Origin of the sequence: Pandoraea vervacti, from assembly GCF_000934605.2 — a bacterium.
In the GTDB taxonomy this organism is placed as follows: domain Bacteria; phylum Pseudomonadota; class Gammaproteobacteria; order Burkholderiales; family Burkholderiaceae; genus Pandoraea; species Pandoraea vervacti.
The window spans coordinates 4,530,700-4,552,017 of the sequence record NZ_CP010897.2 but is presented as its reverse complement, the minus strand read 5'-3'; the positions used below and the strand labels follow the sequence as shown (position 1 = coordinate 4,552,017).

The window sequence follows — 21,318 nt, the reverse complement described above, 5'->3', positions numbered from 1 at the left end:
GTTTGAACTGACCCCCAAGAGTTGGACATAAATCCAACCCTTGGGGGTTTTTGCATGACGAAGTACGACGAGGCGTTCAAGCGCCGCGCAGTTCGTGAATATCTAGACGGTGGGCGTGGCAGCCGGCATGTAAGCCAGAAGTACGGTGTTGGTTGTACGGTGCTACGGCGTTGGGTGAATGCTTATCGGGAGCATGGCGACGCAGGGCTTCGCAAGAAGCACGAAACCTATAGTGCCGAGTTCAAGATGTCGGTGCTCCAGCACATGTGGCATCACGAGCTGTCGTACCAGCGCACATGCGCGGTGTTCGATTTACGCGAAGGCAATAGTGTCAGCCGTTGGGAGCGCCAGTATCATGAGGGTGGTTTCGAAGCTCTCAAGCCTCGCCGTAAAGGCCGGCCACCCAAGATGTCCCAACCCAAACAGCCACCCCAGCCGACGACGCCCGGCGACGAGCGTGCGCGTGAAGACCTGCTCAAAGAAATCGAATACCTGCGCGCGGAGGTGGCGTACCTAAAAAAGTTGGACGAACTGCTCCGGGCCAAGGTGAAGTTGACCCGTGAAAACGGACACCTATTCTTTTTGAAGAGGAGGTGTCGTCATGAGGAAGCATCGAACACCGTACCCGGCGGAGTTCCGGGCACAGATGGTGGCATTGGTGAAGGCAGGACGTACGCCTGAGGAGTTGGCGCGCGAGTTCGAACCGACAGCGCAAAGCATCATCAATTGGGTTGCGCAGGCTGATCGTGATTCCGGTGTGCGTCAGGACGGGCTTACCACGGCCGAGCGGCAGGAATTGACACGGCTGCGCCGTAAGGTGCGCCAACTCGAGGTGGAGCGCGACATACTCTCTCGAGCGGCTGCCTGGTTCGCTCGGGAGACGGATGCCGTACCGTCCAAAGGTACGGATTCATGAGGGCGAACCAGGCCCGCTGGCCCATTGCCACGATGGCGCGGTTGCTGCGAGTCTCCACCAGCGGCTACTACGCGTGGCTCATGCGAGAACCGTCCAGACGGACGTGCCGCGACGCGCAGTTGCTCGCGCGTATTCGCACGCTGCACGCCAGTTCGCGCGGCACTTATGGCGCGCCGCGTATCCATGCCCAGCTTAAACGTGAAGGCGAGCATGTCGGGCGCAAGCGGGTCGCGCGGCTCATGCGTCTGGCGGGCCTGTGCGGGGCCAGTCGCAGGCAATGGAAATGCACGACGCGTGCGCGCGCGGGAGCCCGGCGAGCTCCTGATCTGGTGCGTCGCCACTTCAGTGCCGCAGCGCCGAACGTGCTGTGGGTGGCAGACGCCACCTACATTCCAAGCGGCGAGGGATTTTTGTATCTGGCCGTCGTGCTTGATGTGTTCAGCCGGCGTATCGTAGGCTGGGCGATGTCCACTCACCTGTACACGGAATTGATGCTACGAGCGCTCGATATGGCGCTCGCACAACGTCGCGCTCGCGGGGTCATTCTGCATTCCGATCAGGGATGTCAATATACGTCGATTGCCTTCGGACGGCGCTGCAGTGAAGCGGGTGTACGCCCTTCGATGGGTACCGCCGGCGACTGTTATGACAACGCGATGTGTGAATCCTTCTTCGGCACACTCGAATCGGAACTGCTCATGCGTGAGCACTTCGATACTCACGAACAAGCCAGAGGTCGTCTATTTTGGTTCCTCGAAGGTTGGTACAACCCTCGCCGCCTACACAGCAGCCTCGGCTACCGTTCGCCGCTCGAGTTCGAAGCCGAGTACACGAAAAGCGAAATCATGTTCCCGTGTGGGTTCTATACGCACGCGCGGCGGCCCGTCTATCACGACCATGACGCCGCTCGGCATTGGACAGCCCGCGACTTACCGCTCAACGGAGGCTAAATCGCATATCGATTGCTACTGCAGATCCGTCCGTCAGAGCGGGGCAACTTCAAGGAGCAGACAGCGCCAAAGAAAAAGCGCAAGCGGTGAGCACATTGCGTGAGCGTCACCCGCTCGGGGCACTGTTAAAGATTGCTGGCTTAGCGCGTAGCACGTTCTATTACCAGATGACGGTGGCCAAGGCCGGAGATCGTCATAGCGTGCTCAAGGCGAAGATCGCGCAGGTCTTTGCGTACCACAAGGGTCGCTACGGCTACCGCCGCGTGACGGCCACGCTGCGCCAGAACGGTACTCTCGTGAATCACAAGACGGTGCAACGCTTGATGGCACTGCTGCGGCTCAAGTCGCTTGTGCGCCCTAAGAAGTACCGCTCCTATCGGGGAGAGGTCGGGCGTATCGCGCCTAATCTACTGGCTCGTCAGTTCGAGGCCAAACGACCCAACGAGAAATGGGTGACGGATGTCACGGAATTCAACGTTGACGGTAAGAAGCTATATTTGTCGCCGGTTTTAGATCTCTACAACGGCGAGATCGTAGCTTGGCAGACCAGTGAGCGGCCTGACTTTGCACTCATCCAAGGCATGCTGGACAAGGCCTTTGTGCGTTTGGCCGAGGGCCAAGCGCCAATGCTTCATTCCGATCAGGGCTGGGCTTATCAAATGCGGGCATATCGCGAACGGCTTGCCGCACGGGGCATGTCACAGAGCATGTCTCGCAAAGGCAATTGTCTGGATAATGCCGCCATGGAGAGCTTTTTCGGCACGCTCAAATCCGAGTGCTTTCGCCTGGCGCACTTTGACAGCGTTGATCAACTACGCCGAGCGATTGCCGAGTACATCCGTTATTACAACCACGATCGCATCAAGCTCAAGCTAAAAGGGCTGAGTCCTGTGCAGTACAGAACCCAGCCCTTAACCACATAACTTTCCCGTCCAACTTTACGGGGTCAGTTCAGTTTCGCCGCCCGTTTGTCGTTCGATGCCGACCGATTTTGCCGTCGCGTTTGCGGTGTCCGAGCGTTGTCTGGCCGAGCACTCAGAGCGCAAGCATTTCTCTCGCATGTTTGCGCGTCGTGGCGGTAATTTCCACGCCGCCAAGCATCCGCGCAATCTCTTCGACGCGCTCGGTGCGCCCAAGCGGTTCGATTTCACTCATGGTCGTATCGCCGTCGCTGCGCTTGCTCACGCGCAGATGCTGGTGGCCGAGGGCTGCGACCTGCGGCAAATGGGTCACGCACAGCACTTGACGGCCCTGACCCAGTTCACGCAGCAGACGACCGACGACTTCCGCCACGGCGCCACCGATGCCGGAATCGACTTCGTCGAAAATGAGCGTCGGCGTGAGGCTCGCGCTGCTGGCGATCACCTGCAGCGCGAGGCTGATGCGCGCGAGTTCGCCGCCCGAGGCGACCTTGGCGAGCGGGCGCGTCGGCACGCCCGGATGACCCGCAACAAGGAACTCCACCGTCTCCAGCCCGAACGACTGCGGCTCGGACGTCGGCGCGAGCGCGACTTCGAAGCGCCCGCCGGGCATCGAGAGATCCTGCATGGCGCGGGTGACTTCGCGCGAGAGCGACGCCGCCGCCCGGGCGCGCGCTTTCGACAACTCCTTGGCAAGCTTCAGATAGGTCGCGTGGGCAGCATCGGCGGCCGCCTGCATGGCGGCGCTGTCGGCCGAGGCCGTCAATTCCTCCAATTGCGCGCGACGCTGCGCCAGTTCCGCCGGCAATTGCTCCGGTGTGACCCGGAACTTGCGCGCCGCCGAATGCAGGGCGTCCAGACGCTGCTCGACCACGGCCAGACGCTCCGGATCGAGATCGATGCGTTGCGCGTAATGCGTGAGCGAGTGGACCGCCTCGCGAAGCTGGATCTCGGCCGGTTCCAGCGCGGCGAGCGTATCCGCCAGAGCGGCGTCGATCTCGGCAAGTTCGCGAATCTGGTGCACGACATGGCCCAGCGAGGGGACAACGGCGCCATCGGCCTCTGCCAGCACATCGAGCGCGCCCTGCACGCCGTTGATGAGGCTGGCGGCGTGCGAGAGCCGGCGGTGCTCGGCGCTCACTTCGTCCCATTCCCCTTCGTGCGGATTGAGCTTGTCGAGTTCGGACGTCTGCCATTCGAGACGCTCGCGCTCCAGCTGCAGTTCGCGATCACGCCCATGCGCTTCTTCGCAGCGCTTGACGAGACGTCGCCATTCCTTGTGAGCCGCGGCGGCGTCTGCCGCGAGCGCCGTTGCGCCCGCATGGGAATCGAGCAGGCGACGCTGCGCGTCGGGGCGCAACAGTTGCTGATGCGCATGCTGGCCGTGTATGTCGACGAGCATTTCGCCGAGTTCGCGCAACTGCGCGAGCGTGGCGGGCGTGCCGTTGATGAAGGCGCGCGAGCGTCCGCCGGCGTCGAGCACGCGACGCAGCAGGACGCCGCCGTGTTCTTCCAGGGTGAGGGCCTGCGCTTGCAGCCAGGCTTCGAGATCGGGACGCGCCTGGGCGTCCGCAGCGAACTCAGCCGTAATGTCGGCGCGCGTCTGCCCGTTGCGCACCATGCTGGTGTCGCCGCGCTCGCCCATCGCGAGCGCCAGCGCATCGATCAGAATCGATTTGCCCGCGCCGGTCTCCCCCGAGAACACGGTGAAGCCGGCGGAGAATTCCAGATCGAGACGATCGACGATCACGAAATCGCGAATCGAGAGACTGCGTAGCATGGGATGTCGGGTAAGGCGTGGAGTCAGTTCTGCGGCGTATCTTCGTCGGAGATATGCTCGTTCCAGTGCAACTTGCGGCGCAGCGTGGCGTAGTAGTTGTAGCCGACCGGATGCAGGAACGTCACCTGATGCGCCGAGCGGCTCACCAGAATCTTGTCGCCCTGACGCAGTTCGGCAAACGACTGCATGTCGAAGTTCGCGCCGACTTCGCGCCCGCCCGTGATGGTGATGACGATGTCGCTCGAATCCGGCAGTACGATCGGACGGTTCGACAATGCGTGCGGTGCGATCGGCACGAGCACCACGCCGCCCAGGCGCGGATGCAGAATCGGACCGCTGGCCGAGAGCGCGTATGCCGTCGAGCCCGTGGGCGTGGCGACGATCAGGCCATCCGAGCGCTGCTTGTACATGAAGCGACCGTCCACGTCGACGCGCAGCTCGACCATCCCCGAAATCCCGGAGCGGTTCACGACCACGTCGTTGAACGCGAGCGTATCGAAGAGCGTCTGGCCGTCGCGCTCGATGCGTGCGGACAGGAGCGTGCGCTGCTCGGCTTCGAAGTGACCTTCGAGCATGGCGGGCACGACCTGACGCATCTCGTCGAGCGGGATGTCGGTGATGAAGCCGACGCGGCCGTGGTTCACCCCGATGAGCGGCACGTTCGAGGCGGCGAGCTGACGTCCGACGCCGAGCATCGTGCCGTCGCCGCCCACCACGACGGCCACGTCCGCCTGAGTGGCGATCTCCTGAATGTCGAGCGTGCCGTACGGATCGGCGCCTGCGCCGATGTTGTGCGCAGTGTCACGCTCGAAGACGACGTGATGCCCGCGCTGCGCAATGCATGCCGCCAGCGTGAGCAACGGTTCGGCGACGCCGTCGGCATGGTACTTCCCGACGAGCGCCACGGTCTTGAAGGGGCTCCCAGTTTTCATGCCGCCATTACACCATAAGTCGATGACAGCAACCATCGGCATGCACGGCCTGCGGCGGTTCTCGCGTCGGGGTTTGACGCACGCCGCGTACCTACATTTCGCGTTACAATTTTTGCCATGCTAGATCAACGTGCGCAAACACTTCTCAAAACCCTGATCGAACGGTACATCGCCGATGGCCAGCCGGTCGGCTCGCGCACGCTTTCGCGTTATTCGGGACTCGACCTGTCCCCGGCCACAATCCGCAACGTCATGGCGGACCTCGAAGCGCTCGGTTTCGTAGCGAGCCCGCACACGTCGGCCGGACGCGTGCCGACGCCGCGCGCTTACCGCCTGTTCGTCGACACCATGCTCTCGGTGCGACCGCTCGACGAGGCCGCGCACCATCTGGCGTCCCAGGTGCAAACGAGTCTTCAGCCGGGCGGCCCGCAGCAACTGGTGGCGTCTGCCGCACAGGTGCTCTCGCATCTGTCGCAGTTTGCCGGGGTGGTACTTACGCCGCGTCGCAGTCAGACCTTCCGTCACATCGAATTCCTGCGGTTGTCCGATAAGCGCGTGCTGCTCATCATCGTCACGCCCGATGGCGACGTGCAGAACCGTATCATCCTGACGGAAAAGGATTATTCTCCGGCGCAGCTGGTCGAGGCCGCGAACTATCTGAACGCCAATTTCGGCGGCCACAGCTTCGACGACGTGCGCACTTACTTGCGCGGTGAGCTCGACGCCCTGCGCTCGGACATGAGTGCGCTGATGCAAGCGGCCGTACAGGCCGGCAGCGATGCGATGGCCGACACCACACGCGAGAGCGTTTTGATTTCGGGAGAGCGCAACCTGCTGGGCGTGGAGGATCTGTCGTCGAACATGGAGCGGCTGCGCAAGTTGTTCGACGTGTTTGAGTCCAAGACAGGTCTGCTGCAATTGCTCGACGTGTCGAGCCGGGCCTCCGGCGTGCAGATCTTCATCGGCGGCGAATCCAGCCTCGTTCCTATCGAGGAGATGACGGTAGTCACCGCGCCCTACGAAGTCGACGGCCAGATCGTGGGCACGCTCGGCGTGATCGGGCCGACGCGCATGGCCTACGAGCGCGTGATCCCCATCGTCGACATCACCGCCAAGTTGCTCTCCAACGCGCTCAGTCATCACTGAGTTACAAACTCGTAGCATTCCTTTACACGCCTTTACACGGCTTTACACGCGGTCACACACGACGGGCTTACGCTCGAAGTGTCACCCTGGCGTTCCTCGATGCGTTCATGGCTAGGGGTGGCAGGCGTGCTGGGGGCGTTGTGCAATGTTGCGTCGGACGCTCGCAGCGAGGATTCGGACAGAACCCCACAAGGTGGCGGATGCAAGCCACGCGCAGTGTGCCCGTTGAACGGGCCCGGAGTGTTTATGAGATCCCTGACTTCCTGGCGGACGATCGTTCGCTCTCTCGGCACCGGGCTGGCGCTGGGCGCACTCGGCATGCTCGGTGTTGTGGGGCTGCCCGCACTGGCGCAAGCGCAAAGCGCTGATCCGCCGGGACGCGTTGCGCGGCTTAGCGAGTTCGACGGCACGGTGACGTATGCCCCGGCGGGCACCAGCGACTGGCGCTATGCCAACCGCAACCGGCCGCTCACTACAGGCGACGCCGTCTGGGTCGACCGTAACAGTCGCGCAGAGATGCACGTGGGCGGCACCGCAGTGCGCATGGGGGCTTCGACCAGCCTCGCGCTGTCCGCTGTGACCGACCAGAATGTGCAACTGAACGTAACGCAGGGCACCGTGGGCGTGCGGCTGCGCAGCTTCGATCCGAATCAACCGTACGAGATCGACACGCCGAATCTGGCGTTCGTGCCCGCACAGGCCGGTGAATATCGCGTGGACGTGGATCCGAACGGCGTGACGACCGTGAGTGTCTGGCGCGGCGCGGGCACGGTCTATGGGCAAGGCGCGTCGGTGCCGCTGCAACAGGGGCAGCGCGTGGCGTTCGTCGGTCAGAACCTGACGCAGCAGCAGACCGGCCCGCTTGCGACCGATGTCTTCGATCAATGGACTCGCGAGCGTGACGCGCGGGAAGACGCTTCCGTTTCGGCGCGCTACGTGCCGCGCGACATGACGGGTTTCGAGAGTCTGGACGACTACGGCGCGTGGCAGGAGACGCCAACCTACGGCGCCGTATGGGTGCCGTCGAACGTGCCGTCCGGCTGGGCGCCTTACCGCACGGGGCACTGGGTCTGGGTCGATCCGTGGGGCTGGACCTGGGTGGACGACGCGCCGTGGGGCTTTGCGCCGTATCACTACGGTCGATGGGCCTATGTGGACGCGCGCTGGTGCTGGGTGCCGGGGCCGGTTGCGGTACGCCCGGTGTATGCCCCGGCGCTGGTCGGCTGGGTTGGCGGCAACAGCGGCGGGAATCAGTGGGGTGTGACGTTTGCCGCAGGCGGCGTCGGCCTCGCCTGGTTTGCGCTGGGGCCGCATGATCCCTACCGTCCCGCGTACCACGCGAGTTCGTCGTACGTCACGAATATCAACCGGTCGACGATCGTGCGCACGACCAACATCACTAATAACGTCAATAACGTCAACGTCAATAACGTCTATAGCAATCAGCACGTGCGCGGTGCGGTGTCGACGATGCCCGCGCAGGCGTTCGTGCAGGGACGTGCCGTAGGGGCGCCGGTTGCCTTGGCAGCACCGCGAGCCGGGCAGGGCTGGCGCGTGGGCAATACGCCGGGCGTGGCGCCCGTGCAGCAGAGCGTGATCGGCAACAGCCGTCCGGCGCCCTCCGTGCCACCGGTGGGCGTGTTCAACCGGCAAGTGCTGGCGACTCGGGCGCCGGTCCCCCGCAGCGTGGCGTCGCGTGAGTTGACGAGCAATCTACATGCGGTCCCGAACGCGGGGGGCGCGCCGCTGGCGCTTGGTCAGAATGGTCAGCAAGTCCGCAATCTGGGGCCGGGCGGTCAAGGGCAGGGCCGCATTGCGCCCATTGCACCGCGTGTCACCGTCGTCGGCACGCATGGGCCGGTGGGGGCACCGATCGGCGCGAACGGGGCGAGCCCTGCCCAACCGGCGCTCGGGCCGACGGGCGCGTTGGGCGCGACGCCCGCCCATGGCGGCCTGCCCGCAACGGGCGCCACCTCGCCGATGCATGGCGCACCGGGCGTGCCGGGCCAACCCGGGCTGCCGGGAACCCCGGGCCACACGGGCGTGCCGGGGCAGCCGGGGGTTCCGGGAGTGCCTGGCTCGCCGGGATATCCGGGCTACGCGACCTATCCTGGGCAGGGTTCGGGGCAGGGAAATTATCAGAATCGTCCGGGGCAACCGGCGGTGCCGTCCCAGCCCGTCCAGTCAGGTGTCCCGCATCCGCCGCAGCCGAATGGCGTGAATGGCACGTATGACCGCGGCATGCAAGGCGGCCCCGGTGGCCGTGGTGGTCAGGCCCAGCAAGGGGGGGCGGCGCAAGCCGTTCCTCAGCCTGGGCACGAGGCCGCACAGCGTGAGATGGAGAGCCGTCGCCAGTCGTCACAGCCGCAGCCGGTGCCCCAGCGGGCGCAGCCGAACGCCACCGAGCCGGAACGTCGGCCGCAGCAGTGGCAGTCGCAATCCCGTCAGGCGTCACAGCCACCCCAGCCGCCGCAGCAACCGATCCAGACGCAACCCATGCAACAACATCAGCAGCCACAGGCGGAGCGGGCACAACCGCGCGCAGAGTCGCAGCCCCAGCCGCAGCCTCAGCCGCAACGTCCGCAGCCACAGGCCGAGCGGCCACAGCCGCGTCCGGAACCGCCGCCTGCGCCGAGGCCGCAGGTCCAGCCGGAGCGTCCGCAGGCGCAGCCGCGTGCAGAGTCGCAACCTCAGCCGCAGCTGCAACGTCCGCAGCCACAGGCCGAGCGGCCACAGCCGCGTCCGGAGCCGCCGCCTGCGCCGAGGCCGCAGCCCCAGCCGGAGCGTCCGCAGGCGCAACCGCACCCGCAGTCGCCTCATCCGCAGGATCGCCCGCAACCGGCGCAACGCGAGAGCAAGCCGGAGGGCCGCGCCAGCGCCGAACATCGGTCGCCTCGCCCGGACGAACACCCGCACGGTTGAATGACCCGTTGAGCCTCCCCCGTGTCAGCGACGGACTCGCCGACGCGGGCCGCCCGGCGGCGGCGAGCATGGGTATGATGTCAGCCTGATTTGGCCCCTGTTTGCGGTAAAGTACGCTCCATGCGCTTCGATCCCGAACCTATTTCGCATGGCCAGTCCGGCAAGACCGCCGTACTGCTGATCAACCTCGGCACACCCGACGAGCCGCGTCCCGCGGCCGTGCGCCGATACTTGCGCGAGTTCCTGTCGGATCCGCGCGTCGTGGAGATCCCCTCGCTGGTGTGGCAACCGTTGTTGCGGTTGGTGATTCTGCCCTTCCGCTCGCGGGCCTCCGCCCAGAAGTACGCAACGATCTGGACGCGCGACGGCTCGCCGCTCAAGGTGAACACCGAACACCAGACCAATGCCCTGCGGGCGTTGTTGCACGCGAACGACTACGACGTCGTCGTCGACTACGCGATGCGCTACGGCAATCCCTCGATTCCGGAACGTATTCGTGCGTTGCGTCAGAGTGGCGTCGAGCGGATTCTCGTCCTGCCGCTTTATCCCCAGTATTCGAGCAGTACGACGGCCACGGCGAGCGACGCCGTGTTTCGTGTGCTCGGGCGCCTGCGCAACCAGCCGGACGTGCGCACGGTGCGCGACTATCACGATCATCCCGCGTATATCGACGCGCTGCGCCAGCAGGTCGAAGGCTATTGGCAGCAACATGGCCGCCCCGACTTTTCCGCCGGCGAGCGGTTGCTGTTGAGCTTTCACGGGGTGCCGCGCCGCACGCTCGATCTGGGCGATCCCTATCACGACCAGTGCGTGCGGACCGCACGGCTTCTCGCGGCGGCGCTCGGTCTTGACGAGACGACCTGCCGCCTCACGTTTCAGTCGCGTTTCGGCAAGGCCGAATGGCTGCAGCCGTACACGGCGCCGACGCTCGAAGAGTTGGGGCGAGGCGGCACGCCGCGCGTCGACGTCTTCTGCCCGGGCTTCACGTCGGACTGTCTCGAGACGCTCGAAGAAATCAATATGGAAGGCCGTCACGCGTATCTCTCGGCAGGCGGCAAGTCGTTCCACTTCATTCCGTGCCTGAACGGTGCGAGCGCCTGGATTACGGCGCTTGGCGAGATCGCGGCGCGGCATCTGCAAGGCTGGCCGGTGCTCTCGCCTCAGGGCGAGGCCGACGCCTCGGCAGCGGCGGTGGCGTCGACGCGTCAGCGTCAGGTCGCGGCCGTGGCGGCGTTCGAGGAAGCGAGCGCGGCAGCTGCCGCAGCCGCAGCCGCGCAGGCGCCTTTGCAAAATGAAGGTCAGCAGGGAGCCGGGGCGTGACGATCAAGGTCGACGATTCTCCGCACGCCGCCACGCGGATCGACAAATGGTTGTGGGCGGCGCGCTTTTTCAAGACGCGCTCGCTCGCCACGCAGGCGGTCGACCGGGGCCGTGTGCTTTGCAACGACGCCCGCGTCAAACCGGCGCGCGACGTGCGTCCTGGCGATCTGGTGTCCGTGGACAACGGCAGCACGCGCTGGGAAGTGCGAGTGAAGGCCATCGCCGAGGTACGCGGCTCCGCACCGGTGGCGCAGTCGCTCTACGAGGAGACGCCCGCGAGCATTCAGGCGCGGGCCGACGAGAGCGAGCGCCGGCGCCTGTTCCAGGAGCCGGCCGCCCAGATGCACGGACGGCCGACGAAGCGCGATCGCCGCCGCCTCGGCGGCGTTGGCGAGTAAGCGAGTGCCGGGTCACGGTCGGTGTTCATGGCTGGCTCATCCCGTTAGCCACCCCTTTCGTGCGCCCGAATGAACGCCGCCGCTGGCGAAACGCGCAGCGGCGGGCGAGGGGAGGGAGCGGAAATCAGCTCGGGGAACGGCACCGCGCACGACCCCTGGGGATCATGCACCCCGGGGCAATCAGCGCGTCGGGATGTCGGTGTTCGAACGCTTCGAATGCCCTGGCATGCCGGGCATTTCCACATAGTGATGCAGAACGGCCCGTACGCCACCGTACTCGGTGTCGCGCCGGGTCACTGCGCCGGACAAGCAGATTGTGATCGTTACCGTCGTCACCAACGCAAGGATGAAGACAACAGCCAGTGGCAGCTTCATGATGCGCTCCTTAAGAACACTACACCGGACGAGGGGTGTCCGGTGAGCGGCCGGGTCCGGGAACGAGGACATCGGATCGGGCACTGCCATCGACCGGACCGTAATTCATGTTAGGTCGCAGCAACGGCCGATACAATAGAGGACTCGTAACGCGTGTAACCGGATATTTTCCGGCACGCAGCACGCACCGATATGGCGCACGAAATGCCCGCCAGCTCTTGAAATCGGTGTGGACGCCCCTACTATCCAAAGGGATTTGAACCGGCGGCGCATCGTCGTGGTGCGCTGCAAGAACCTTTTGACGACTCAAGCTCATGACTGAACAGCAAAACACCCCCGATCAGCCGATTCCGTCCCAGGCCGAAACGGCCCCGACCGACGCTGCGGGCGCGAACGACGCGCTGCCCTCGGTCGAGGCGCAGCTTCAGGCCGCGCAGGCAGAAGCCGCCACCTTGCGCGACGAAGCACTGCGTGCCCGCGCCGAGATGGAAAACGTGCGTCGCCGTGCGGAAGACGAAGTGGCCAAGGCCCGTAAATTCGCCGTGGAGAGCTTCGCCGAGAACCTCCTGCCGGTCATCGACAGCCTGGAGGCTGCCGCGGCCGACAAGAGCGGCGACGTGGCCAAGCTGCAGGAAGGCGTTGCCCTGACCCTGCGTCAATTGGTCGCGGCGCTCGAGCGCAGCAAGGTGTCGGTCATCGACCCGGCCGGCGCGAAGTTCGACCCGCATCAACATCAGGCCATCTCGATGGTGCCGGCCGATCAGGAGCCGAATACCGTCGTCGCCGTGCTCCAAAAGGGTTATCTGATTGCCGATCGCGTGCTGCGCCCGGCACTCGTGACCGTGGCTGCGGCTAAGTAAGCGAGCCCGCAAACGCGATCTCGCGCCATGCGGCCACGCCGGGGTTCAGCACCATGACATCATGGGAAGCTTTGGGCTCCGAATGCGCGGGCGGCATGGCGGGCAAGGGCAGTCGGCGCCAAAGGCGGAATGACTGCCGGGCGAAGCCGGAGAACATCAGGGACTGACGATCATGGCAGGCGATCTTCCGGGCGTGACGGGCATGAAGGGCGTGGACGGGACCGCATTCGAAGCGTTTTCGATGCGTGAACTGAGCGCCGGGACGTTCGACGACGGATTGCGCGACGCGGGGGATGATCTCGCCGTCGTGTTTTTCTGGGGCGTCGACTGCTTCAACTGTGAAGTCGCCAAGAAAACCATGCTCGCGCACCGCGAGGCTATCGAGGCGCTGGGGCTGCGCTGGTTTCACGCCAACGTGTACGCCGATATGGCGCTCGCGCGCCGCTTTGCGCTGCATGGGGTGCCGACGTTTTTCTTCTTCCACGCAGGTAGGAAGCTGGGCCGGGCGACCGGCTGGCATGGCCTGCCCCAGTTCCGGCTGGCGGTGGCTGCCGCGCGCGACAAGATCGCGGCGGCGGGAGGCAAAACCGGACCGCAAGAAGGGTCTTGAAATGTTCCTGGCTGCACCCATATCTCGTGCAGATCAACGAATTGAACGGGCGACACGCCCTACGGAAAGACGCAAAGGACGCTAGGAGAAATTAATATGGGCAAAATCATCGGTATCGACTTGGGCACCACGAACTCGTGCGTGGCCGTCATGGAAGGCAATCAGGTCAAGATCATCGAAAACGCGGAAGGTGCTCGCACCACCCCGTCGATCATCGCCTACATGGACGATGGCGAGATTCTGGTCGGTGCGCCGGCCAAGCGCCAGGCCGTGACCAATCCGAAAAACACGCTGTATGCCGTCAAACGCCTGATCGGTCGTCGCTTCGAAGAGAAAGAAGTGCAGAAGGACATCTCGCTGATGCCCTACAAGATCGTCAAGGCCGATAACGGCGACGCCTGGGTGGAAGCGCGCGACCAGAAGCTGGCCCCGCCGCAAATTTCCGCCGAAGTGCTGCGCAAGATGAAGAAGACCGCCGAGGACTACCTGGGCGAGCCGGTCACGGAAGCCGTGATCACGGTGCCGGCCTACTTCAACGACAGCCAGCGCCAGGCCACCAAGGACGCAGGCCGCATCGCCGGTCTGGAAGTCAAGCGCATCATCAACGAGCCGACCGCAGCCGCACTGGCCTTCGGTCTGGACAAGAAGGAAGGCGGCGACCGCAAGATCGCGGTGTATGACCTGGGTGGCGGCACGTTCGACATCTCGATCATCGAAATCGCGGATGTGGACGGCGAACACCAGTTCGAAGTGCTCTCGACCAACGGCGACACGTTCCTGGGCGGCGAAGACTTCGACCAGCGCATCATCGACTACATCATTGCCGAGTTCAAGAAGGAACAAGGCGTCGATCTGTCGAAGGACGTGCTCGCGCTGCAACGCCTGAAGGAAGCTGCGGAAAAGGCCAAGATCGAACTGTCGTCGAGCCAGCAGACCGAAATCAACCTGCCGTACATCACGGCAGACGCCTCGGGGCCGAAGCACTTGAACCTGAAGATCACGCGCGCCAAGCTCGAAGCGCTGGTCGAAGACCTGATCGCGCGCACGATCGAACCGTGCCGCACCGCCATCAAGGATGCCGGCGTGAAGGTGAGCGACATCGACGACGTGATTCTGGTCGGCGGTATGACGCGTATGCCGAAGGTGCAGGAGAAGGTGAAGGAATTCTTCGGCAAGGAACCGCGCAAGGACGTGAACCCGGACGAAGCCGTGGCCGCTGGCGCCTCGATTCAGGGCTCGGTTCTCTCGGGCGACCGCAAGGACGTGCTGCTGCTCGACGTGACCCCGCTCTCGCTCGGTATCGAGACGCTGGGTGGCGTGATGACGAAGATGATCGCCAAGAACACCACGATCCCGACGAAGCACTCGCAAGTGTTCTCGACGGCGGACGACAACCAGCCGGCCGTGACGATCAAGGTGTTCCAGGGTGAGCGCGAGATGGCCGCCGGCAACAAGTCGCTGGGCGAGTTCAACCTCGAGGGCATTCCGCCCGCCGCCCGTGGCACGCCGCAGATCGAAGTGACCTTCGACATCGACGCGAACGGCATTCTGCACGTTGGCGCGAAGGACAAGGCAACCGGCAAGGAAAACAAGATCGTCATCAAGGCGAACTCGGGCCTGTCGGACGCCGAAATCGAGCAGATGGTGAAGGACGCCGAGCTCAACGCCGAAGAAGACAAGAAGGCGCGCGAGCTGGCCGACTCCCGTAACCAGGGCGACGCACTGGTGCACAGCACCCGCAAGGCGCTGACCGAGTATGGCGACAAGATCGAAGCTTCGGAGAAGGAAGCCATCGAATCGGCCATCACGGCACTGGAAGAGGCGCTGCGCGGTTCGGACAAGGCGGAAATCGATGCCAAGGTCGAAGCGCTGGGCACCGCCAGCCAGAAGCTCGGCGAGAAGATGTATGCCGATATGCAGGCGCAGGCAGGTGCTGCGGGTGCCGCTGGTGCTGCAGGCGCCGAGCAGGGCAAGCCGCATGACGACAACGTCGTCGACGCCGAAGTGAAGGAAGTCAACGACAAGAAGTAAAGCGTGCATGGCGCGCGGGGCACCGACCGGTGCTTCGCGTGTGGGCCGGGTATCGAGGTTCTCTGCGAGGGGAATATCGACCCGGCTTTTTGCCTGATGGCGACATGCGCCAACATTGGAAAGAGTTATGGCCAAACGTGATTACTACGAAGTCCTTGGCGTTGCCAAGAACGCGTCGGACGACGAGATCAAGAAGGCGTATCGCAAGCTGGCGATGAAGTACCACCCGGACCGCAATCCGGACAGCAAAGACGCCGAAGAGAAGTTCAAAGAGGTCAAGGAAGCCTACGAGATGCTCTCCGAGCCGGAGAAGCGCGCTGCGTACGACCAGTACGGTCACGCGGGCGTCGACCCGAGCATGGGCGGATTCGGCGGCGCAGGCGGTCAGGGCTTCGGCGGCTTCGCAGACGCGTTCGGCGACATCTTCGGCGACATCTTCGGTCAGGGCGGCCCGGGCGGTCGTGCCGGTCGTGGTGGCCCGCAGGTGTATCGCGGCGCGGACCTGCGCTACAACATGGAGATCACGCTCGAGCAAGCTGCGAACGGTTTCGACACGCAGATTCGCGTGCCGAGCTGGGAAGAGTGCGAGGTCTGTCACGGCAACGGCGCGAAGCCGGGCACCAAGCCCGAGACCTGCCCGACCTGTAACGGCGCGGGTTCGGTGCGCATGTCGCAGGGTTTCTTCAGCGTTCAGCAGACTTGCCCGAAGTGCCACGGCACCGGTTCGTACATTCCTGAGCCGTGCACCAACTGCCATGGTTCGGGCAAGCTCAAGAAGACCAAGACGCTGGAGATCAAGATTCCGGCGGGTATCGAAGACGGCATGCGCATTCGCTCGTCCGGCAACGGTGAGCCGGGTGTCAACGGCGGTCCGGCGGGCGACCTGTATGTGGAAATCCACATCAAGGCGCACAATGTGTTCGAGCGCGACGGCGACGATCTGCATTGCCAGATGCCGATTTCGTTTGCGACGGCGGCCCTCGGCGGCGACATCGACGCGCCGACGCTGCACGGCAAGGCAACCTTCGAAGTGCCGGAAGGCACGCAAACGGGCAAGACGTTCCGTCTGCGCGGCAAGGGCATCAAGGGCCTGCGGGCCAGCTATCCGGGCGATCTGTACGTTCACGTGCAGGTAGAAACGCCGGTCAAGCTGAGCGACGCCCAAAAGCAGATGCTGCGTGACTTCGATGCATCCCTGAAGGAGGGGGGTGCACGTCACAGCCCGCAATCGAAGGGCTGGTTCGACCGCGTGAAGCAGTTCTTCGAGTAATTCCATGCAAAGTGAAGCGCCGATGGCCGCCTTCGCGCTGTTGGACGACAGCGCGGATCCGGCCGGCGGGGCGCGTCTGTATACCGGGCTCGTGCGCGAGGTGACTTGCGACGAGCCCGGTGTGCTTTCCGACGCGCTTCGTGATGTAGAGGACGCCATCCGTGGCGGCCTGCATGCCGTATTGTTGGCCGACTATGAATTCGGTGTGCGCCTGAACGGCGTGCACACGGTGGCGACGCGTCGCGCGCCGGGTCAGTTCCGTGCGTTGCTGTTCGCCGACTTGCAGCGACTCGACGCCGTGCAAACCCAGGACTGGCTCGAACGTCAGACCGATCACGCTGAGCAGGCCGCGACCACTGAGCGCGCCGATCACGCCACCTCATCCGGTGTGGCGAGCGTGGCAGGGATCGGCGCGTTGCAAAGCGACGTGAGCGACGCCGCATTCGACGACGCCATCTGCCGTATCCACGAATGGCTCTCGCAAGGCGAATGCTATCAGATCAACTACACGTACCGGCTGCACTTCGACGCGTTCGGCTCGCCCATCGCGCTGTATCGACGCCTGCGCGCCCGTCAGCCCGTGCCTTATGGCGCGCTGGTAATGCTGCCGGGCGCCGCAGGTCTGCCAGGCCGCGCGATTCTCTCGCTCTCTCCCGAGTTGTTTCTGCGTCATTCGCGCGGGCAGGTCGAGGCGCGTCCGATGAAGGGCACCGCACCCGCGAGCGGCAACGCCTCCCTCGACGCGCAGCGTAGCGCCGATCTTGCGGCCGACGAGAAGAATCGCGCCGAGAATCTCATGATCGTCGATCTGCTTCGCAACGATCTCGGACGCCTCGCTACGCCCGGCTCCGTGAAAGTGCCGAAACTCTTCGAGGTCACACGTTTCGCGAGTGTGTTGCAGATGACGTCAACGGTCACGGCGACGTTGCCGGACGCCGTCACGTTCGTCGACGTGCTGCGCGCGTTGTTTCCTTGCGGCTCGATTACCGGTGCGCCGAAACATCGGACGATGCAGTTGATCGGCGAGCTGGAAACCTCACCGCGCGGCCTGTACACCGGCGCCATCGGCTGGCTCGATGCACGCAGCGATGCCCCGCACGCCCTGGGCGACTTCTGCCTGTCCGTCGCCATTCGTACACTCGAACTCGACTCGCCCGGCGTGAGTGGCATGAGTGCCCTGCGTCGCGGGCGGCTGGGTGTAGGTGCGGGCATCGTGCTGGACAGCAAAGCCGATGAAGAGCGAGACGAGTGTCGGCTCAAGGCGCGGTTCCTGAGCGCGCTCGATCCCGGCTTCGAACTCTTTGAGACGATGCAAGCGACCCGTGAGTCGGGCATTGCGCATCTCGACAGGCATCTCGCGCGTCTGCAAGCCTCGGCCCGTTACTTCGGCTTCACGTTCGACGAAGCGGCATTGCGCGCGCAACTCGCTGCCGTTGTTGCGACATTGGGCGGGGATGACATTCACCGTGTGCGGCTTGCACTGTCGCACAACGGAACGGTGGCATTGACGCATGCGGTGCTCACACCGCTGCCGGGCGGCAGCGTCACCGTACTGCTCGCCGACGCTGCAAGCCCGACCCGCGCCGACGATCTTTTCCTGCGACACAAAACCACGGTCCGCAGCCGTTACGACGCGGCGTGGAAAGCGGCGGAAGCGCAGGGGGCGTTCGACGTGCTGTTCTTCAATGAGCGCGGCGAGTTGACCGAGGGCGGGCGTAGCAGCGTCTTCGTCAAACGCTATGGCATCTGGACGACGCCGCCCTTGTCATGCGGCGTACTGCCCGGTGTGATGCGCAGCGTCATGCTCGACGATCCCGCCTGGGCTGCCGTGGAGGCCGTCGTGACGCGCGACGACTTGCTCTCGGCGCAAGCCATCGTCGTGGCGAACGCCCTGCGCGGTGCGTTGCCCGCAAAGATCGCAGGCACCGTCGTCGTCTGAGCGCGATGCCTTCGCTGCGCTAACTTCCTTAGCTGCCCTGACGCGTCGCCATCTGCGGCACGAACAGATCGCTCCACTTTGCCGGACGCGTCTTGATCGTGCCCGCACGTCCCATGAATTCGACGTACTGCATCAACCCGTTCGGCGTGGTGGTGAATTGCAGACCGGGGTCGGCGAGCATCTGCTCGATCTCGGCTTGCGGCAGGTTCATCTTCGACACGCGCAGGAAGGTCTGCGCCGCGCCCACATGGTCCTTGGCGATGTAGGTGGCCGCCTCTTCCTGTGCGGCCAGAATCGCCTGCACCAGCTTCGGGTTCTGAACGGTGAACTGCTTCGGTGCGAATACCACGTCGATGGTGATGTTGCCGAGCACGTCCGTCGAATTCAGCACGCGCTTGATGCGCGGGTCCTTCACCTCCTGATACGAGAACGGCGGCGAGGTGAAGTGCGCCGTGATTTCGGTCTTGCCCGAGAGCAGCGCGCTCACGGCTTCCGGATGACTCAGGCTGACCGTTTGCGGATCGAGCTTGGCGTAGTTCTCGATGCCGAACGTTTTGGCCACCGCCATTTGGAGCAGCACGGCAGATAGCGAGGTCTTGATGCCCGGGATGGCGATCTTGTCCTTCGGCGTGAAGTCCTTGAGCGACTTGATGTTCGGGTTGTTCGTGTTGAGCCAGAGCGGTCCGGTCGACAGCGCGGACAGTCCGATCACTTCCGAGCGCGGAATGCCGTGCGCCTTCGACCACAGCGTGACGAAGCCCGGTGCGCCGGTGCCGGCGACATCGAGATTGCCGGCGAGCATGGCGTCGTTGATGACGTTGCCGCCGTCGAGAATCGTCCACGTCGTCTTCACGTCACCGAGCCCCAGCGCCTTCGCGTGCTTCTCGATGAGGTGCTGATCGCGCATGACCATCAGCGGCAGATAGAGAATGCCGTAGCCGTGCGACAGGCGCACAGTGCTCGCCTGCGCATGCGCTACGTTACCCAAGGGGGAAAGCACCGTGGTGGCGGCGAGCGTCAGCGCACTGACCCAGCGGGCGAAATGGCGTCGATTCATGATGGGTTTGTCTCCGGTATCGTTGGAATTATTCATCAAGGCCCTAAGTAGCCTAAGGGGCCGTCAATCGGAACAGGCCGAAAATTCGGCCCGATTCAGGTATCAGTGCTGCATTCCCCAGCGATGCAACGTGCGCTTCTCGATGCGGGCAAACAGCAGGTTCTCGACCGCGAGCCCGATCAGAATCACGAAGAACAGCCCGGCGAAGACATTCGCCGTCTCGAGCGAGTTGCGGTTCTCGAAGATGTACCAGCCCAGACCGCCCGAGCCGGAGGACACGCCGAATACAAGCTCGGCGGCGATCAGCGTGCGCCACGCGAAGGCCCAGCCCACTTTCAGGCCGGTCAGAATGCTCGGAAACGCTGCCGGAATGAGCACGTGCTGCACGAGCGCGAAGCGCTTGAGCCCGTAGTTCTGCCCGACCATGCGCAGGGTTTTCGACACGCCGCGAAAGCCGCTGTGCGTGTTGAGCGCCACGGCCCACAGCACCGAGTGCACGAGCACGAAAATCACGCTGCCGTTGCCCAGGCCGAACCAGATGAGCGCGAGCGGCAGCAGCGCAATGGCCGGCAGCGGGTTGAACATGGCCGTCAGCGTTTCCAGCAGGTCGTTGCCGATCTTCGAACTGATGGCCACGGTCGTGAGCACCGCAGCCAGGACAATGCCGATGCCGTAGCCGATCAGCAACGTCTTGAGCGAGACTGCCGCGCGCAGCAGCAGCACGCCGCTCGACAAACCACCCGCAAAGGCGGCCACCGTATCGGTAAAGCTCGGGAACAGCAGGGCATTGTCGAGCCAGCGTCCGTAGATTTCCCAGACGATGGCGAGCACGGCGAGGATCACGGTCTTGCGCAGCCAGCTCAGGCGGTAGAGCGTTTCGAACGTGGAGAGCGGACGCTGGATCGACGATAGCTCGGCCTGCACCGGTTCGAGCACGAACTCGGGACGATAGACCGGCTCGATCGGGTGACTGGCGGCCTGACCGGTGGCGGACGGCGGCGTGGGTTGCGAAGGCATTGCGTTCATGGTCCTCATCCTCAATGCGCGGCGAACAGCAGTTGATCGATGCGCGTTTCGAGCTCGCTCTGATGCGCGGTGCCGAGTTGGTCGGGGGCGATGCTGTTGAGCTCGGCCTTGACCTGTCCGGGGTGGGGCGAGAGCAGCAGAATGCGCGTGCCGATCCGAATCGCCTCATCGATGCCGTGGGTGACGAACAACACGGTGAAGCGCGTGTCGTCCCACAGACGCAGCAGTTCGTCCTGCATCTTGCGGCGGGTAAGGGCGTCGAGCGCGGCGAACGGCTCGTCCATGAGCAGCACGTCCGGCTCCATGGCCATGCCGCGCGCTATCGACACGCGCTGCTTCATACCGCCGGAGAGCGTGTGTGGATAGCTGTCGATGAATTTGGCGAGGCCCACTTTCTCGATGTAGTGCGCGGCGCGCTCGGCGGCGTCGCGTCCCTTCAGACGGCCGCTCGCGATGAGCGCGAACTCCACGTTCTGACGCACCGTTTTCCACGGCAGTAACTGATCGAATTCCTGAAAGACCATCATGCGATCGGGGCCGGGCTCGGTGATTGTGCGGCCTTTCAGGCGAATCTCCCCATTGACGGGGGGCAGATAGCCGCCAATCGCCTTGAGCAACGTGGACTTGCCGCAACCCGACGGGCCGAGCAACACGAAACGGTCGCCCGGGTAGACGTTGAAGCTCACTTGCTGGGCGGCGGTGACGAGGTAGTCGTCGGTCTTGTATTGCAGCGTGACGCGGTCGATTTCGAGCAATGGCGGCACTGCGGGCGCGATGGCGCCGACAGCGCCCGCATGGGGGGCGTTGTGCATTGCATGTCTCCTGAAGGGTGCTTTTATAATCGGCTCGATACTAAGTAGCGAAGC

14 protein-coding genes and 4 pseudogenes are annotated in these 21,318 nt (G+C 64.2%); 12 read left to right on the top strand and 6 right to left on the bottom strand.

Annotated features, from left to right (window positions below):
- Positions 1 to 54 precede the first annotated feature (54 nt).
- The 3 pseudogenes from UC34_RS19750 to UC34_RS19735 all read left to right on the top strand — a co-directional run.
- Positions 55 to 522: pseudogene (locus UC34_RS19750) on the top strand (transposase); the annotation flags it as partial.
- 79 nt (positions 523 to 601) lie between these two features.
- Positions 602 to 1,746: pseudogene (locus UC34_RS19740) on the top strand (IS3 family transposase); the annotation flags it as partial.
- A gap of 170 nt (positions 1,747 to 1,916) precedes the next feature.
- Positions 1,917 to 2,789: pseudogene (locus tag UC34_RS19735) on the top strand (IS3 family transposase); the annotation flags it as partial.
- Positions 2,790 to 2,901: 112 nt separating this feature from the next.
- Here the strand turns inward: UC34_RS19735 and recN are convergent.
- Both recN and UC34_RS19725 read right to left on the bottom strand, forming a co-directional pair.
- Positions 2,902 to 4,566, bottom strand: a complete 1,665-nt coding sequence (recN, locus tag UC34_RS19730) for a DNA repair protein RecN (protein WP_044456885.1) — start codon at positions 4,564 to 4,566, stop codon at positions 2,902 to 2,904.
- 23 nt (positions 4,567 to 4,589) lie between these two features.
- A complete protein-coding gene (locus UC34_RS19725) occupies positions 4,590 to 5,540 on the bottom strand; it encodes an NAD kinase (protein WP_084070839.1) in 951 nt (316 codons plus the stop codon).
- Positions 5,541 to 5,615: 75 nt separating this feature from the next.
- On the opposite strand from UC34_RS19725, the gene hrcA reads away from it, so the two are divergent.
- The 4 genes and pseudogenes from hrcA to UC34_RS19705 all read left to right on the top strand — a co-directional run bounded on the left by hrcA (position 5,616) and on the right by UC34_RS19705 (position 11,284).
- On the top strand, positions 5,616 to 6,644 hold the full coding sequence (hrcA, locus tag UC34_RS19720; protein WP_044456884.1) for a heat-inducible transcriptional repressor HrcA: 1,029 nt from the start codon (positions 5,616 to 5,618) through the stop codon (positions 6,642 to 6,644).
- A 246-nt stretch (positions 6,645 to 6,890) separates the two neighbouring features.
- Positions 6,891 to 9,566, top strand: a complete 2,676-nt coding sequence (locus tag UC34_RS26030; RefSeq protein WP_052811138.1) for a collagen-like protein — start codon at positions 6,891 to 6,893, stop codon at positions 9,564 to 9,566.
- 120 nt (positions 9,567 to 9,686) lie between these two features.
- Positions 9,687 to 10,736 (top strand): annotated as a pseudogene (gene hemH / locus UC34_RS19710) (ferrochelatase); the annotation flags it as partial.
- Between the two features lie 152 nt (positions 10,737 to 10,888).
- Entirely contained in the window at positions 10,889 to 11,284 is a 396-nt protein-coding gene (locus UC34_RS19705; RefSeq protein ID WP_044458443.1) for an RNA-binding S4 domain-containing protein, read from the top strand.
- Positions 11,285 to 11,464: 180 nt separating this feature from the next.
- Here the strand turns inward: UC34_RS19705 and UC34_RS19700 are convergent, their stop codons facing one another.
- Entirely contained in the window at positions 11,465 to 11,659 is a 195-nt protein-coding gene (locus UC34_RS19700) for a hypothetical protein (protein ID WP_335645748.1), read from the bottom strand.
- 314 nt (positions 11,660 to 11,973) lie between these two features.
- On the opposite strand from UC34_RS19700, the gene grpE reads away from it, so the two are divergent.
- The 5 genes from grpE (at position 11,974) to UC34_RS19675 (ending at position 18,369) form a co-directional block, all read left to right on the top strand.
- A complete protein-coding gene (gene grpE / locus UC34_RS19695; RefSeq protein ID WP_044456883.1) occupies positions 11,974 to 12,519 on the top strand; it encodes a nucleotide exchange factor GrpE in 546 nt (181 codons plus the stop codon).
- Positions 12,520 to 12,691: 172 nt separating this feature from the next.
- Positions 12,692 to 13,129 (top strand): thioredoxin family protein, encoded by a 438-nt coding sequence (locus tag UC34_RS19690; RefSeq protein ID WP_237165160.1) that lies wholly within the window; start codon positions 12,692 to 12,694, stop codon positions 13,127 to 13,129.
- A 96-nt stretch (positions 13,130 to 13,225) separates the two neighbouring features.
- On the top strand, positions 13,226 to 15,160 hold the full coding sequence (dnaK, locus tag UC34_RS19685) for a molecular chaperone DnaK (RefSeq protein WP_044456882.1): 1,935 nt from the start codon (positions 13,226 to 13,228) through the stop codon (positions 15,158 to 15,160).
- 127 nt (positions 15,161 to 15,287) lie between these two features.
- Entirely contained in the window at positions 15,288 to 16,430 is a 1,143-nt protein-coding gene (dnaJ, locus tag UC34_RS19680) for a molecular chaperone DnaJ (protein ID WP_044456881.1), read from the top strand.
- Positions 16,431 to 16,434: 4 nt separating this feature from the next.
- Positions 16,435 to 18,369, top strand: a complete 1,935-nt coding sequence (locus UC34_RS19675; RefSeq protein WP_044456880.1) for a chorismate-binding protein — start codon at positions 16,435 to 16,437, stop codon at positions 18,367 to 18,369.
- Between the two features lie 28 nt (positions 18,370 to 18,397).
- On the opposite strand, the gene UC34_RS19670 is transcribed toward UC34_RS19675, so the two are convergent.
- The 3 genes from UC34_RS19670 to UC34_RS19660 form a co-directional block, all read right to left on the bottom strand.
- A complete protein-coding gene (locus tag UC34_RS19670) occupies positions 18,398 to 19,426 on the bottom strand; it encodes an ABC transporter substrate-binding protein (protein WP_044456879.1) in 1,029 nt (342 codons plus the stop codon).
- A gap of 102 nt (positions 19,427 to 19,528) precedes the next feature.
- A complete protein-coding gene (locus tag UC34_RS19665) occupies positions 19,529 to 20,443 on the bottom strand; it encodes an ABC transporter permease (RefSeq protein WP_418303950.1) in 915 nt (304 codons plus the stop codon).
- A gap of 20 nt (positions 20,444 to 20,463) precedes the next feature.
- The gene (locus UC34_RS19660) at positions 20,464 to 21,264 is read right to left on the bottom strand and encodes an ABC transporter ATP-binding protein (RefSeq protein ID WP_044456878.1); all 801 of its coding nucleotides are present in this window, start codon (positions 21,262 to 21,264) and stop codon (positions 20,464 to 20,466) included.
- Positions 21,265 to 21,318 lie beyond the last annotated feature (54 nt).

Bases quoted from the DNA above. Each gene is read 5' to 3' on its own strand.
- recN (WP_044456885.1), bottom strand. From the start codon at position 4,566: ATGCTACGCAGTCTCTCGATTCGCGATTTCGTGATCGTCGATCGTCTC.
- UC34_RS19725 (WP_084070839.1), bottom strand. From the start codon at position 5,540: ATGCCGATGGTTGCTGTCATCGACTTATGGTGTAATGGCGGCATGAAA.
- hrcA (WP_044456884.1), top strand. From the start codon at position 5,616: ATGCTAGATCAACGTGCGCAAACACTTCTCAAAACCCTGATCGAACGG.
- UC34_RS26030 (WP_052811138.1), top strand. From the start codon at position 6,891: ATGAGATCCCTGACTTCCTGGCGGACGATCGTTCGCTCTCTCGGCACC.
- UC34_RS19700 (WP_335645748.1), bottom strand. From the start codon at position 11,659: ATGAAGCTGCCACTGGCTGTTGTCTTCATCCTTGCGTTGGTGACGACG.
- grpE (WP_044456883.1), top strand. From the start codon at position 11,974: ATGACTGAACAGCAAAACACCCCCGATCAGCCGATTCCGTCCCAGGCC.
- UC34_RS19690 (WP_237165160.1), top strand. From the start codon at position 12,692: ATGGCAGGCGATCTTCCGGGCGTGACGGGCATGAAGGGCGTGGACGGG.
- dnaK (WP_044456882.1), top strand. From the start codon at position 13,226: ATGGGCAAAATCATCGGTATCGACTTGGGCACCACGAACTCGTGCGTG.
- dnaJ (WP_044456881.1), top strand. From the start codon at position 15,288: ATGGCCAAACGTGATTACTACGAAGTCCTTGGCGTTGCCAAGAACGCG.
- UC34_RS19675 (WP_044456880.1), top strand. From the start codon at position 16,435: ATGCAAAGTGAAGCGCCGATGGCCGCCTTCGCGCTGTTGGACGACAGC.
- UC34_RS19670 (WP_044456879.1), bottom strand. From the start codon at position 19,426: ATGAATCGACGCCATTTCGCCCGCTGGGTCAGTGCGCTGACGCTCGCC.
- UC34_RS19665 (WP_418303950.1), bottom strand. From the start codon at position 20,443: ATGCCTTCGCAACCCACGCCGCCGTCCGCCACCGGTCAGGCCGCCAGT.
- UC34_RS19660 (WP_044456878.1), bottom strand. From the start codon at position 21,264: ATGCACAACGCCCCCCATGCGGGCGCTGTCGGCGCCATCGCGCCCGCA.